The organism is Pseudomonas petroselini (assembly GCF_045037875.1).
GTDB classification, from domain to species: domain Bacteria; phylum Pseudomonadota; class Gammaproteobacteria; order Pseudomonadales; family Pseudomonadaceae; genus Aquipseudomonas; species Aquipseudomonas petroselini.
Genome location: NZ_CP173614.1, coordinates 3,323,647 through 3,339,872, shown reverse-complemented (window position 1 = coordinate 3,339,872; position 16,226 = coordinate 3,323,647). Strand labels below are relative to the sequence as shown.

Here is a 16,226-nt window from a genome sequence, read left to right as displayed (position 1 = left end):
CTTTCCGGGAAGTATTTATGACCGACCCCAAGCGCGGCGCCTTCAACGGTTTGCTCGCATTGCTCAGGCCTTTTCGCACTATAGTGACCGTCTCCGTCGCCCTGGGCATGGCCGGCGGCCTGGCCATCACGTTGCTGCTGGCGACGATCAATAATGCCCTGCACTCGCCACAAGGCATGACCCAGGGCGTGATCCTGACCTTTGCAGCCTTGTGCGTGCTGGCGCTGGTCAGCTCGATCATTTCCGACATCGGCACCAACTACGTCGGTCAACGGATCATTGCCGCCCTGCGCAAAGACCTGGGTGAAAAGGTGCTGTCGGCGCCCATCGGGCAAATCGAGCGCTACCGCTCCCACCGACTGATCCCGGTGCTGACCCACGATGTCGACACCATCAGCGACTTCTCCTTCGCGTTCACGCCCTTGGCCATTGCCGCCACGGTGACGCTCGGCTGCCTGGGCTACCTGGCGTACCTGTCGGTGCCGATGTTCCTGATGATGGTCGTCGCCATCGTGATCGGCAGCGCCGTGCAGTTCATCGCCGGCGGCAAAGGAATCCAAGGCTTCGACCTGGCACGCAGCCATGAAGACGAATTGCAGCGTTATTACAACGCCATCGCGTCCGGCGCCAAGGAACTGCGCATGCATCGGCCACGGCGCTTTCGCATGAACACCCACCGTATCCAGGAAACGGCGGACCGCATCAGCGATATCCAGGTGCGTTCGGTCAACATCTACATCCTCGCCAAGACCTTCGGCTCGATGCTGTTCTTCGTGGTCATCGGCCTGGCCCTGGCGATGCAGGCCTATAACCCGAACCCGGACCCGACCGTGATCACCGGCTTCGTGCTGGTGCTGTTGTACATGAAAGGCCCGCTGGAACACCTGCTGGGTTACCTGCCCGTGGTGGGCAAGGCGAAGATTGCCTTCGGGCGTATCAGCGAGTTGTCGGAGCGCTTCTCCTCGCCTGAACCGCACCTGCTGATGGATGACAGCGAGGCGCCGACACCGATTGTCAACAGCCTGGAACTGCGAAACGTGAGCTACAGCCCACCGGCCGTGGAAGGCAGCGAGCCGTTTCACCTGGGGCCGATCAACCTGAGCATTGCCCAAGGCGACATCGTATTTATCGTCGGCGAAAACGGCAGTGGCAAGACCACGCTGATCAAATTGCTGCTGGGGCTCTACCCGCCGCAGTCCGGCGAAATCCTGCTCAACGGCGAGGCCGTGACCGACCCCGAGCGCGATGACTATCGCCAGTTGTTCACCACGGTATTCGCCGACTACTACCTGTTCGACGACCTGGTCCAGGGCAGCGCCACCCAGTCACTGGACAGCGCCACTAAATACCTGGAACGCCTGGAGATCGCGCACAAGGTCAGCGTCAAGGACGGTGTGTTCAGCACCACAGACCTGTCCACCGGCCAGCGCAAGCGCCTGGCACTGGTCAACGCCTGGCTGGAAGAACGCCCGGTGCTGGTGTTCGACGAATGGGCCGCCGACCAGGACCCGGCCTTCCGCCGGATTTTCTATACCGAGCTGCTGCCGGACCTCAAGCGCCTGGGCAAAACCATCATCGTGATCAGCCATGACGACCGCTATTTCGACATCGCCGATCAGCTGGTACGGCTGCGCGCCGGCCAGGTGGTGCATGAAATGGAGCCTGCATGACATTTTCTTTTCCGGTTTTCAGAAGTAGGAACGTCTCACTAGTGGTAATGAGAACTAACCTCAACAAACATTAAAATTTGCCCACTTAAAACATAGAAGAGAAACCATCCATGTCAGCACGACTCGGTCTCAGCCCACTGAGCAAAGCGCTAACCAGGGCCCTGAACATCAACCTCCTGCCGAGCGCGCTTGCCCTAGCGGTATCGCTGCCGGTTGCCAGCTATGTGCAGGCACAGGAGATCGAGTTGGATATTCCAGCACAGGCACTGGGGAGTGCACTGCAGGAATTCGGCCGCCAGGCCAACCTGCAGGTGCTGTACAGCCCGACCGACGTGGCGGGAAAAAACAGCACGGCGATCAAAGGTAAACTGGATCCGCAGCAGGCGATCAACACCTTGCTGGCAGGCACTTCGACCACTCACAGCCTCAGTGGCAACGCGCTGACCGTTACCGCCGCCGGCGCGTCCGCCGGGCTGGAATTGAGTCCGACCCAAGTGACCGGCAACGTGCTGGGCAACATCACCGAGGGCTCCGGCTCCTACACGCCGGGCACCATTGCCACGGCCACGCGGCTGACCCTGACCCCGCGGGAAACCCCGCAGTCGATCACGGTGATTACCCGTCAACATATCGAGGACTTCAGCCTCAACAGCGTCGATGACGTGATGCGCCACACGCCTGGCATCACCGTATCGGCCTATGACACCGACCGTACCAACTATTACTCGCGTGGGTTCTCGGTCAACAGTTTCCAGTACGACGGTATTCCGTCCACCGTGCGCAACGTCGGCTACTCGGCGGGGAACACCCTCAGCGACATGGCGATCTACGATCGCGTCGAAGTGCTCAAGGGGGCCACCGGCCTGCTCAACGGCGCCGGCTCCCTGGGCGCGACCATCAACTTGATCCGCAAGAAGCCGACGTCGGAGTTCAAGGGCCATGTGCAATTGGGCGCCGGCTCCTGGGACAACTATCGCAGCGAAGTGGATGTGAGCGGCCCGTTGACCGACAGCGGCAATGTCCGGGGCCGTGCAGTGGCGGCGTACCAGGACAAAAAGTCCTTCATGGACCATTACTCGCGCAAGACCGAAACCTACTACGGCATTACCGAGTTCGACCTGTCCCCCGACACCATGTTGACTGTCGGCTTCGACTATCAGGACAACACGCCCAAAGGCTCCAGCTGGTCCGGTTCGTTCCCGCTGGTCAACTCCAACGGCAGCATCAACAAGATGCCACGCTCCTACAACAACGGCGCCACCTGGAGCTCCTGGGAACAGAACACCCGCACCGCCTTTGCCATGCTTGAGCATGATATGGGTGACGGCTGGGTCACCAAATTCCAGCTCGACCACAAGATCAACAGCTACCATGCCGACCTCGGTTCGATCCAGTTTGTCCAGCCGGCAGCCGATGGCACCGCCGAGGTCAACGGTCAGAAATACACCGGCGAAACCAAAAGCACCTCCGCCGACCTCTACGCCACCGGGCCTTTCAGCCTGTTTGGCCGCGAACATGAACTGGTGGTGGGCGGCTCAATCGGCACGTCGCGTTGGCAAGGCAAGGGGTACTGGTCGCCGGAATGGCCAGGCGGCAATAAAGTCGATTTCTATAACTGGAATGGCCACATTGCCAAGCCGATCTACGGCCCTGTCCAGCAATACAACGACGATACCATCCGCCAGACCGGCTACTACATGACCACACGCTTGAACGTGATGGATGACCTGCACGTGATCCTCGGTGGGCGCGTCGCCAACTACCACGTCACCGGTATCAACCCTTCCTACAAGGAAACCGGCCGGTTCGTGCCGTATGCCGGCGTGATCTACGACCTGAACGACAATCTCTCGGTGTACACCAGCTACACCGATATCTTCCAACCCCAGGAAAGCACGTACAAAGACCGCAACCAGACGTTGCTGGAACCGGACGAAGGCCAAAACTACGAGCTGGGCCTGAAGGGCGAGTTTCTCGACGGTCGCTTGAACACCAGCATTGCCTACTTCGAAGTGCATGAAGACAACCGTGCCATCCCGGACGATGCCTATAACAACCAGACTCCTTCCCCGCAAAACTATGCGTTCAAGAGCTCCAAGGCCGTCACCAAGGGTTACGAAGCAGAAATCTCAGGTGAGCTGGCGCCGGGCTGGCAAGTACAGGGTGGCTACACCCACAAGATCGTGCGGGACGCAGACGACAAGAAGATCTCCACCTTCGAACCTGAGCACCAGGTCAACCTGAACACCACTTACAAACTCAAGGGCGACCTCGACAAGTTCACCATCGGTGGCGGCCTGCGCTGGCAGAGCAAGGGTTGGAATGAAATCTACAACTCGCAGCTCAACACCAACCAGGACATCACCCAGGAGTCCTATTGGCTGGTGGACTTGATGACCCGCTACCAGGTCACCAAGAACCTCTCGGCGACTGTCAACTTCAACAACATCTTCGACAAGTCCTACTACACCAACGTGGGCTTCTATAACTCGGCGGCCTACGGCGAGCCGCGCAACGTGATGTTCAGCACCCGCTGGGACTTCTGATGTGATGCCTTGATCGCCCTGGCGGCGATCAACCAAAAGCCCGATGGAAGCGCTGCTTTCATCGGGCTTTTTTGTGCCCCGCCCTCCCCTGTGGCGAGTCCCCTGTGGCGAGAGAGCTTGCCCCCTCGCCACAGGTTCAGTGTTCATCACTTGAGGTGTTATTCCATTGCGGCCACCAGGCTACGGATGAACTCGGCACTGTCGATGATCCCGTCGTGATCAGTCTCGATCACCACTGAACGCTCGATCCGCCCCTGAACAAGGGTGCTTGCCATGTGCTGCTCGATCAGCTCCTTGAACTGCCCGGCGCGGCTCATGGACGCCCACCAGCAACTGACCGGGGCCTTGATCGGCTTGAAGTCCGCCGCCGACAGACGCTCACTGAGCGCGCGGTCGACCTCCCAGGAAATCTGCGCCTCATTGCCACGCAGCAACTCGTCCTTGATACCGGTAAAAGCGTCGCCCAGGGTCTGCTCGGCCCAGGCGATAAACCCTTGCCATTGCCCCGCTTCGTCTTGGGCATCGCGTTGACATTGCTGCCAGGCCGCCTGAATCCGCACGGCAAACGCCGGGAACATCACGCCCAACAAGGCCGCACGCCGCTCGTTCGCCGAGACTTCACGGTCATCCTCGGTGACGACCGCCTGCCAATAAGGCGTGAGCCACTGCGGCGGCGCGGCGTCGATCCAGCCGACAAACTCGACATCACGTCCCGCTTGCTCCAGCACGTAGGCGACTTCCATCGCCAGGTTGCCACCCAACGACCAGCCTGCCAGGCGGAAGGCGCCCTGGGGTTGGGCCAACAGGAGTTGCTCGGCGTAATCCTCGACCATGGCTTGCCATTCGGGTACTGCTGCACCGTCTTCGGCCAATGCACGGCAAATCACCCCGAACACCGGACGCTGCTCCCGGAGCGCGAGGGCAATCGCGGTGTAGCAATGCACCGAACCGAAGCTTGGGTGGAACATGAACAACGGTGTGCCTTCGGACTGGCTGTTGAGCTTGACGATCAACGAGCTGCGCGCGTCGCCCTGCAGGCAGTTGACCTGGCCGCGTACCGTCGGGTTAAGCATCAACTGGCTGACGGACAAGCCGACACCGCTGACTTTACGGATACGCTCCTTGAGCATCAGCACCAGCAAGGAGTGACCGCCCAACTCGAAGAAGTTGTCGTTCAGCCCTACGCGCTCGACACCGAGGACATCACGCCAGATCGCCGCGACGTGCTGCTCGATGGCGCTTTGCGGGGCCTGATAAGCGTCCGCGCCTTGCGCCTCCGGTTTAGGCAACGCCTTGCGATCCAGCTTGCCATTGGGGCTCAGCGGCATCTGTGTCAACACCACCCACTGCGCCGGCACCATGTAGTCCGGCAACTGCGCCGCCAGGTGCATCGCCACCTGTGCTTTCCAATCCTCGCTCGGCGCCTGCAGCACCAGATAGCCCACCAAGTGCGTACCGTCCACGGCGAGCACCGCCGCTTCACGCACACACGCGTGCTCCAGCAGGCGGGCCTCGATTTCACCCAACTCGATGCGCAAGCCACGCAGCTTGACCTGGTGATCGATGCGCCCGGCGTACTCGATCACCCCATCGTCGCGATAACGCGCCAGGTCCCCGGTGCGATACAACCGGGTGCCACTGCCGAACGGATCGGTCACAAAGCGTTCGGCGGTCAGCGCCGGCCGACGGTGATAACCGCGCGCCAGGCCGACGCCGCCGAGATAGAGTTCACCCAACACGCCAACGGGTGCCGGTTCCAAGTTGCCGTCCAACACGTAGCAGCCCAGGTTGGCGATCGGCCGACCAATCGGCACGGCGTCACCCCCTTCGTCGACGCAGGTCCAGTGGGTCACGTCGATTGCCGCTTCGGTCGGCCCATACAAGTTGTACAACCCGGCACGTGGCAGTTTGGCGAACACCTGTTGCTGGGCATCCACCGGCAGCGCTTCACCGCTGCACACAATGCGCTGCAGGCTGTGACAGGCGCCGACGCCGGCATCCTGCAAGAAGGCCTGGAGCATGGACGGCACAAAGTGCAACGTAGTGACTTGCTCGGCGGTGATCAGGCTCACCAGCCTGGCCGGATCACGATGGTCACCCGGCGCTGCCACCACCAGGCGCGCACCGGTCATCAGCGGCCAGAAGAACTCCCACACCGACACGTCGAAACTGAACGGCGTCTTCTGCAAGACCGTGTCACTGCCGTCCAGGCCATACGCCTGCTGCATCCAGCACAGCCGGTTGGTCAGCGCCGAATGGCGGTTACCCGCACCTTTGGGTTGGCCGGTGGAGCCCGAGGTGTAAATCACATAGGCGAGGTTTTCGCCATCGACGGCGACCTGCGGATTCCGCTCGGCGTAGGCCTGCAACCCCTCATCGCCCTGCTCCAGCACCAGGCTGTGCAAGCCCGTTGGAATCGGCAGTTGCTCCAGCAAATGCGCCTGGGTCAACAACAGCTTCACGTCGCTGTCTTGCAGCATGTAGGCCAATCGATCGCGGGGGTATTCCGGGTCCAGCGGCACATAAGCGCCACCTGCCTTGAGTACCGCCAGCAGGCCAACGACCATTTCAATCGAACGCTCAACCGCCAGCCCCACGAGGACATCCGGCCCGACGCCAGCCGCCATCAGGCGATGCGCCAAGCGGTTTGCCCGGCGGTTAAGCGCGGCGTAACTCAACACCTGCCCGGCAAATACCAGCGCCGGTGCGTCCGGCGTGCGCACCACCTGGGCTTCGATCAACTGATGCACCGGCAGGTGCAGCGGGTAGTCCGTGGCCGTGGCGTTCCAGGCATGCAGGACCGTTTCGCGCTCGGAACGGGCCAGCGAAGGCAACGTTGCCAGACGCTGTGCGCCGTCCACTGCCAATGCCTGCAACACCTGCTGGAAGTGCTCGGCCAACCGTTCGATATGCGCCGCGCTGAATGCCTGGCGGTCGTAATTGAACTCCAGGCCCAAGGTGTCACCAATGCCCAGCAAGACGGTCAACGGATAGTGGGTTTGCTCCAGGCTGTGGACGGCGCCAAACGTGAGCCCCGAAGGTGCGCCCTGCTCCAGCGCTTCGGACACCGGGTAGTTCTCAAACACCAGAATGCTGTCGAACAGCGCCTCGCCACCCAGCCCGGCCCAACGCTGGATCTCGAACAGCGGCGAATGCTCCTGCTCACGCAAGCGCACGTTCTGCGCCTGGATCTGCTGCAGCCACTGGCTGACCGTCATCTGTGCATCCGGCGTGGCCACGACGGGCAAGGTGTTGATGAACAGACCGACCTGTTGTTCGATACCGCGCAATTGCGCCGGACGGCCTGCCACAGTGGCGCCGAACGCCACGGTGGACTGCCCGGTGTGATGCTGCAACAGCAGCAGCCAGGCGCTTTGCACCAGCGTATTGAGGGTGACTTTATTGCGCTGGGCGAAGGCCTTGAGCTGAGCGGTCTGGCTGGCGTCGAGGTTCAGACGATGCTCGCCGTTGACGGCCAGCGCCTCGCTGTGCGCAGCTTGTACACCACGGGCCAAGCGGGTTGGCTCCTGCAGGTTGCGCAGTTGCTCTTTCCAGAATGCCTCGCTGACCGACTTGTCCTGTGCCTGCAGCCAGGCAATGTAATCGCGGTAACGCCCGATGGGCGCACGCAGCGGTTCACCGGCGTAATGTTGCAACACCTCGCCAAACAACTGCGAACCACTCCAGCCGTCCATCAAGATGTGGTGGTTGGTGTAGATCAAGTGATAACCGGACGCCCCCGTACGGACCACCGTCAGGCTCAGCAACGGCGCTTGTTCCAGCACGAACCCCTGGGCCCGCGCCGACTCGGCCAGGCTATCGAGTGCCGCACTGCTGCCGGGCCGACCTTGCCAGTCCAGCTCGGTGAACGGCATGCGCATCTGCTTGTAGACCACCTGTAACGGCTGCTCAAGCTCGGTCTGCCAGAGAAAACCGCTGCGCAGGATCTCATGGCTGTCGACCGCCGCCTGCCAGGCCTGGCGGAAGCGCGGTACATCCAGGCCCTCGACATCGATGCGCATCTGGTTGATGTAGTCACCCGAGCCTTCGCCGTACAGCGATTGGAACAGCATGCCTTGCTGCATCGGCGACAGCGGGTAAACGTCTTCGATGTCAGCCACCGTCACCGGCAAGCTGTCCAGTTGCGCCTGGGACAAGCGCGCCAGCGGGAAGTCCGAAGGCGTGACACCCTGGTTGACACCACAGTGCTCGATCAACGCCTTGAGTTCCGTCGCGTAGTCATCCGCCAGGCGTTGTACGGTCGCCTCATCGAACATCTGCTGGCTGAAGCTCCAGTTCAACTTCAATTCGCCGGCGTAGACCTGGCCGTTGATTTCCAACCAGTTGCCCAGCGGTGCCTCGGCACTCTGTTCGGCACCACTGCCATCACCGGAGGGGACGAACAAGCCTTCCTGTTCGCCGCCGTCAAAACTGCCGTCGAATTGCCCCAGGTAGTTGAAGGTGATGCGTGGGCGCGGCAGTTCACTCAGGGCCTGTTGAGCCTCGGCATTCCCCAGGTAACGCAGGGCACCAAAGCCCAGGCCCTTGTCGGGAATCGCACGCAACTGCTCCTTGATCTGCTTGAGGGAGCCGGCCAGCGAATCGGTCGGCACCAGCTTCACCGGGTAGAGGCTGGTGAACCAGCCGACGGTACGGGTCAGGTCGATCTCGTCGAACAGGTCTTCACGGCCATGGCCTTCCAGGCGGATCAACATCGACGCATCACCGGTCCAGCGCACAACGACACGCGCCAGTGCGGTCAGCAACAGGTCATTGATCTGGGTGCGGTAAGCACTGGGGGCGTCCTGCAACAGACGCCGCGTGAAAGCCTGATCCAGATGGGTGGTCACGCTCAGTGCATGCCGGTTGCTCACGCTGGCCTGTGGATCGGCCCCCGGCAGGCCAGTGGGGCTGCCTTGCAACTGCGTCTGCCACCAGGCCAGTTCCTGCGCCAGTGCGGCGCTGCGTGCATAGGTTTGCAGACGCTCGGCCCAGGCCCGGGTCGCGCTGGTCTTGGCGGGCAACACGACCGTGGCACCTTGGGCAAGCTGGCGGTAAGCCGTTTGCAGGTCTTCCAGCAGGATGCGCCAGGACACACCGTCCACCACCAAGTGATGAATCACCAGCAGCAAGCGCTGGGAGCCGTCGGCCAGATCCACGAGCACTGCACGCAGCAGCGGCCCTTCGCTCAGGTCGAGGCTGCGCTGGGCTTCCTCACCCAGGGCCTCCAACTCTTCGACCGCATTCAAGGTGGTCTGCCACAGGACCTGCTCGGCCTGATGCTGCTGCGGCCCGCGATACGCCGCGCTCCAGCCTGCCGCGCCCTGGACGAAACCGATGCGCAGGGCGTCGTGATGCACGATCAAGGCCTGCAGCGCCGCCACCAGCAGCGGCGCCTGCAACGCCTGGTGTGGCTGTAGCACCACCGACTGGTTCCAGTGGTGACGCTGGGGAATGTCATCGGCAAAAAACGCCTGCTGGACAGGCAGCAACAACAACTCGCCGGTCAATGCCGACTGATCCAGCACCACCGCGCCCTCGCCTTCCCGGGCCACGGCCGCCAGGCTCTGGACCGTCTGGTGCTGGAACAGATCCTTGGGCGTGAAGCGCACACCGGCCTGTCGGGCACGGCTGACCACCTGGATCGAGATGATCGAGTCACCGCCCAATTCGAAAAAGTTATCGTGCAAACCGACACGTGGCAGACGCAGCACGTCGGACCAGATCGCCGCGATCTTCTGCTCCAGCTCACTCTGTGGCGCCACGTACACCTGCTGCATCTGGCTGACATCCGGGCGCGGCAGGCCCTTGCGGTCGAGCTTGCCGTTCGGCGTCAGCGGCATGCGCTCAAGGAACATCAGGTGCGTGGGCACCATATAGTCCGGCAAGCGGGTTTTCAGGGCGCGGCGCAAGGCTTCGCGGCAGGTCGACTGCGCCACGGCGTCGTCGACGAGCAACGGGTCCAGCGGCACCACATAGGCGACCAGTTGCTTGCCGCTCGGCCCTTCCTGGGCCACCACCACGGTTTCGCCGACACTGTCCTGCTCGCGCAGACGCGCTTCGATCTCGCCCAGTTCTATACGGAAGCCACGGATTTTCACCTGATGATCGACGCGCCCGAGGTAATCCACCACGCCATCCGGGCGGCCACGGGTCAGGTCGCCGCTGCGATACACACGGCTGCCGGGTTTGCCGAACGGGTCCGGCACGAAGCGCTCGGCGGTCAGGGCCGGGCGCTCCAGGTAACCTCGGGCCACGCCCTCGCCGCCCAGGTACAACTCACCGGCTACGCCGATGGGTTGCAGGTTGAGTTGCGCGTCCAATACGTAGCCGCTGCGGTTGCCCAGCAGTGTGCCGATCGGTGCGTAGACGGCACCGCACGGGTCACCACGGCGGGCTTTCCACAGCAACGGCGTGACCACGGTTTCGGTCGGGCCGTAGCCGTTGAACAGGTAAGTCGGCTTGAGCGCGCGCCACGCCAGGTCATAGCTGGCCTGGGCCACGGCATCACCGCCGAAGCAGTACACACGAACCTTCGGCGGGTTACCGTCGCGTTCGGCATGTTCGGCCAGCTGCTGCAGGTACACCGGCGGGAACACCGCCATGGTCACGTGATGGCGATGCATCTGCTGGTAGGTGTATTCCGGCAGCCACAGGCTGTCATCGCGAATCAGCACGCTGGCACCGTTGATCAGCGGGTGCATCCAGCCTTCGTGGGAGCCATCGAAGGCGAACGACATGAAGTGCAGTTCGCAATCGGCCGGGCCGGTTTCATAACGCTCGCCGGTGGCAATGATGTGCGCCACCAACGGGCCGTGGGACACCGCCACGCCTTTGGGCATGCCGGTGGAGCCGGAGGTGTAGATCACGTAGGCCAGGTTGTCGCCGTCCAGCGCCACCTCGGGTGCGGTGTCGTCGTCAGCGGACCAGGCTTGCGTCTGGTCCACGGCAAGGACTTCCAGGCCGTCTGGAATCGGCAAGCGCTGTTGCACCGCCGAATGGGTCAACAGCAATCGGGCGCGGCTGTCCTGCATCATGTACAGCAGGCGGTCACGCGGGTATTCGATGTCCAGCGGCACGTAGACGCCACCGGCTTTCATCACTGCCAGGAACGCCACCATGATCTCGGCGCTGCGCGGCATAGCAATCGCCACGCGCACTTCGGGGCCGACACCACGGGCGATCAATGCATGGGCCAGGCGGTTGGCTTGGCGGTCCAGCTCGCCGTAAGTCAGCTGTTGCTCGCCAAATTTCACCGCCACCGCCTCGGGGGTTTCCCCGGCGCGGTCGGCCACCAACTCGTGCACCAGGCGCTTGGCCGAGAAGCCGGCATCGCTCTGGTTCCACAGTTGAAGAATCTGTTGCCGTTCGGCGTTGTCCAGCAGGTTTAATTGGCTGAGATTCTGCCGTGGGTCGGCAACCATGCCTTGCAACAGGTTCTGCCAGTGTCGCGCCATGCGTTGCACGGTACTGGCCTCAAACAGGTCCTGGGCATAGCCGAGCGTGGCCCAGATACCTTCGGTGGATTCCTGGATATCCAGGTCCAGGTCGAAATGCGCCGTCTTGCTTTCCCATTCCAGCCCTTCTACCGAAAGATTCGGCAGTTGCTGCTGAACCTGAGCCTGGCCCACGTCGGTCTGGTGGTTGAACATCACTTGGAACAACGGGTTGTGGCTCAGGCTGCGCTCGGGTTGCAGCGCTTCCACCAGTTGTTCGAAGGGCAGGTCCTGGTGGGCCTGGGCGTCCAGCGCCCGTTGCCGGGCCTGTTGCAGCAGTTGCTCGACGCTCATCTGGCCGTGGAGATCGGCCTTGAGCACCTGGGTGTTGACGAAGAAACCGATCAGACGCTCGGTCTCGCTGCGATTGCGGTTGGCGATCGGCACCCCGACACGGATCTCTTCCTGGCCACTGTAGCGATGCAGCAACGTCTGGAACGAGGCCAATAGCAGCATGAACAAGGTCACGTCCTGCTGCTTGGCCAGGGCCTTGAGGCCTTGGGTCAACGCGCCGGGCAGTTCGAATGCCAGGCGCGCGCCACGATGGCTTTGCACAGCCGGACGTGGGTGGTCGAACGGCAACGCCAACACGCTCTGCTCACCGCCGAGCATGTCGCGCCAATACGCCAGTTGACGGGCCTTCTCGCCCGCCTCCATCCAGTTGCGCTGCCATACGGCGTAGTCGGCGTACTGAATCGGCAGCGCCGGCCATTGCAACACCTGTCCCTGGCTGTAGGCCGCATACAGTTGCACCAGCTCTTCAACCATCAGCTGCATCGACCAGCCATCGGACACGATGTGATGCTGCACCAATACCAAGACATGTTCATCAGCGGCGATGCGCAGCAACGAAACCCGCAGCAAAGGCCCTTGTTCCAGATTGAAGGGTTGGGCTATTTCGGCCTCGACCCGCGCCTTGAGCTGCGCTTCCTGCACCTCAGCGTGCGCTATCGGCAACGACACCTGCGGTGAAATGATTTGAACCGTGCGGTCGCGCTCCTGGCGCAAATGGGTGCGCAGGCTTTCATGCCGGGCCAGCAAGGTATCGAAACTGCGTTGCAGTGCACCCAGGTCAAGCTGCCCTTTCAAACGCAAGGCGCTGGGGATGTGGTACGCGGCGCTTTGCGGCTCCAGTTGCCATAAAAACCACTGGCGCTCCTGGGCGTAGGACAGCGGCAACTGCTGGTCCCGCCCTACCGGCAACAGCGCGGGCGCGGTCGGCGCGCCTGGGGCCTGGGTGGTCAGTGCGGCGACAAACCCCTCCAGGCGCGGCTGCTCGAACAGCAATTTGAGCGGCACTTCGAGCCTCAATGCCTGGCGAATGCGCGAGACCACCTGCATGGCCAGCAGCGAATGCCCGCCCAGTTCGAAGAAGTGGTGGGTCAGGCCCACACGCTCGACGCCAAGAATATCAGCCCAGATCGCCGCAACCTGCTGTTGCAGTGGCGTAACCGGTGCCTGCCAGGCCTGTTGCACCGCGCTGCCATCGGGTTTGGGCAGCGCCTGGCGGTCAAGCTTGCCGTTGGGGTTCAACGGCATGCGGTCGAGGAAGATCAGGTGCGCAGGCACCATGTAATCGGGCAGTTGCTCACGCAAAGTGGCCTTGAGCGTTTCGCCCGCCGCCGCATGCTCGGCGGCGGACAACGGCTGGGCCGGCACAAGGTAGGCCACCAACTGGTTGTCAGCCGCCAGCAGGAAGGCTTCGCGTACGGCCTCCTGGGCCAACAGCAGCGCTTCGATCTCACCCAACTCGATTCGGAAACCGCGGATTTTGACCTGATGGTCGACGCGACCGACGTATTCGATCACCCCGTCGGCGCGATAACGCGCCAGGTCACCGGTGCGGTAAAGACGCTCGCCCAGGGTGCTGAACGGGTCGGCGACAAAACGTTCAGCGGTCAGGCTCGGGCGTTGCAGGTAATCACGGGCCAAGCCACTGGCACTGGCAATGTACAGCTCCCCCACCGCGCCAACCGGCAACAGGTTAAGGTCACGGTCCAACACATACAGGCCACGCCCCGGCAACGCGCGGCCAATCGGGCTGGCAGTGGCGCCAATCACGGCGTTGTCATCGCTGCAATCGAGCACGCTGGACACCACCGTGGCCTCGGTCGGCCCGTAGGTATTGAGCAGGCGTACATGCCCCAGCCCCGCGCGCCGCCACAGCACCGGGCCATCCAGCGGCATCGCTTCGCCGCCGATATGCACCTGGCGCAATGCGCCATAGGGCCGTGGCCCCGCTGCCAGGCAATCCTGCAGGAACAGTTTCCAGTAGGCGGTGGGCAAGTCGGCCAGGGTGATGCCTTGGTCGATAATCTGCCGGTACAGGTCAGCGCCGTCCCACAACTGCGGCCCGCGCAACACGACCGTCGCGCCCAGGGTCAGGGCCGGGTACAGCTGCTCGACAAAACCATCGAAGTTCAGCGTCGCGAACTGCAGTACGCGGTCGTCCGCGACCAGGCGCGAATACTCGGCCGCGATACCGGCGAACTCGCTCAATGCCGCATGGCTGATGGCAACGCCTTTTGGCTTGCCGGTGGAGCCGGAGGTGTAGATGACATACGCCAGGCTGCGGGGCTCGAACGCGGTAGGCGGGTTGTGCTCGGCACACTGCGCCAACTGCGCGTCGGCCAGGTCGATGTCCAGCGCCGTCAGATCGGCCGGCAATGGCAAGCGGTCGCGCAGGTGGGATTGGGTCAACACCAGTCGCACACCACTGTCGTCGAGCATATGCACCAGGCGCTCACGCGGGTATTCAGGGTCAAGCGGCACGTAGGCGCCACCCGCCTTGAGCACCGCCAACAGGCTGACCACCATGGCAAAGGAGCGCTCGACCGCGATGCCCACCAGCACCTCCGGGCCTACGCCCTGGGCGATCAGGTAGTGCGCCAGGCGATTGGCTTGGCGGTTCAGTTCACCGTAGCTCAGCGTTTGCTCATCCAAGGCCAGCGCCTGGCGCGCCGGATGTTCGCGGGCCTGGGCCTCGAACAACTGGTGCACGGCGTGCGGCGCCGCGACGGTGGCGGGGGCATTCCAGTCCTTGAGCATCCGCTGTTGTTCGGGGGCATCGAGCATCGACAGCGCGCAAAGACGGCTGCGTGGTGCACTCACTGCCGCCTGGAGCAGGTTCTGCCAATGCTGCGCCAAGCGTTCGATGGTTGCGCTTTCGAACAGGTCGGTGGCGTAGGTCAGCGCCGCCCAGAGGCCTTCGGCGGACTCATGGGTGTCCAGGCTCAGGTCGAAATGCGTGGTCTGGCTCTCCCAATCCAGCTCCGCCACCCGCAAGCCAGGCAATTGCTGGCCATCGCGCCCGCCCTGGGCGTCGGTCTGGTGGTTGAACATCACTTGGAACAGCGGGTTATGGCTCAGGCTGCGTTCAGGTTGCAGCGCTACCACCAATTGTTCAAACGGCAAGTCCTGGTGCGCCTGGGCTTCCAGGGCGCGGCGCTTGGCCTGTTGCAGCAGTTCGGCGAAGCTCATCTGCCCGTCAAGGTCGGCCTTGAGCACTTGGGTGTTGACGAAAAAGCCGATCAGCCGCTCGGTTTCCACGCGGTTGCGGTTGGCATTCGGCACGCCGATGCGGATGTCCGACTGGCCGCTGTAGCGAAACAGCAGGGTCTGGAACGAGGCCAGCAACAGCATGAACGGGGTCACGCCCTCTTGCTGGGCCAGGCGCTTGATACCGGCCACCAGGTCCGCCGGCAGATGCACCTGTAAGCTGGCGCCGCGATGGCTTTGCTGCGCCGGGCGCGGATGGTCGAGGGGTAATTCCAGCACCGGTTGCTCACCGCCCAGCAGGTCCTGCCAGTAGGCCAATTGACGGGCCTTCTCCCCGGCTTCCATCCAACTGCGCTGCCACAGCGCGTAGTCGGCGTAGTGGATCGGCAAGCCCGGCAATTGCACCTCCTGGCCTTGGCTGTGCGCGGCGTAGAACTGCACCAGTTCCTCGACCATGACCTGCATCGACCAGCCATCGGAAATGATGTGGTGCTGCACCATCACCAGCACATGCTCGTCTTCGGCCAGTTGCAGCAAGGTCACGCGCAACAACGGCCCCGCCTGCAAATCGAAAGGCCGGGCTATCTCGGCTTCGATGCGCGCCATCAATGGGTGTTCGTCGGCAACGTCCTGGTGAATCTCGATGCGCGCCTCGGGCGCTACGCTTTGCAGCAGGCGCTCGCCGTCCTGTACCAGGCGTGTGCGCAGGCTTTCATGGCGGGCCAGCAGGCTGTCGAATGCGCGTTGCAGGGCCGCCAGGTCCAGTCGGCCCTGCAGACGCAGTGCGCCGGGAATATGATAAGTGGCGCTGTCCGGGTCCAGTTGCCAGAGAAACCACTGGCGCTCCTGCGCGTAGGACAACGGCAGACTCTGGCCGTCCTCACGGATCGAGGCAATCGGCAGTTGGGCGAAGCTCATGCCCCGGCTTTGCAGGCGCTGGTAAAACTGCTGGCGCTGTTCCAGAGGCAGGCGAAGAAAGCGCGAAACCAGATCGATATTAGGGTTGGAAAGCATGG

General features: G+C 62.8%; 3 protein-coding genes. 2 read left to right on the top strand and 1 reads right to left on the bottom strand.

Features of this window, described 5'->3' with window-relative positions; translation table 11 throughout:
• Positions 1–17: 17 nt before the first annotated feature.
• Positions 18–1,670 (top strand): cyclic peptide export ABC transporter, encoded by a 1,653-nt coding sequence (locus ACI512_RS15540; protein WP_044287024.1) that lies wholly within the window; start codon positions 18–20, stop codon positions 1,668–1,670.
• A gap of 110 nt (positions 1,671–1,780) precedes the next feature.
• Positions 1,781–4,216, top strand: coding sequence for a TonB-dependent siderophore receptor (locus ACI512_RS15535; RefSeq protein ID WP_236383717.1), 2,436 nt, complete (start codon positions 1,781–1,783; stop codon positions 4,214–4,216).
• A 158-nt stretch (positions 4,217–4,374) separates the two neighbouring features.
• Here ACI512_RS15535 and ACI512_RS15530 read toward each other — a convergent pair whose 3' ends face one another.
• Positions 4,375–16,224, bottom strand: a complete 11,850-nt coding sequence (locus ACI512_RS15530; protein ID WP_405121866.1) for a non-ribosomal peptide synthase/polyketide synthase — start codon at positions 16,222–16,224, stop codon at positions 4,375–4,377.
• Between the last annotated feature and the right edge of the window lie 2 nt (positions 16,225–16,226).

Bases quoted from the DNA above. Each gene is read 5' to 3' on its own strand.
- ACI512_RS15535 (WP_236383717.1), top strand. From the start codon at position 1,781: ATGTCAGCACGACTCGGTCTCAGCCCACTGAGCAAAGCGCTAACCAGG.
- ACI512_RS15540 (WP_044287024.1), top strand. From the start codon at position 18: ATGACCGACCCCAAGCGCGGCGCCTTCAACGGTTTGCTCGCATTGCTC.
- ACI512_RS15530 (WP_405121866.1), bottom strand. From the start codon at position 16,224: ATGCTTTCCAACCCTAATATCGATCTGGTTTCGCGCTTTCTTCGCCTG.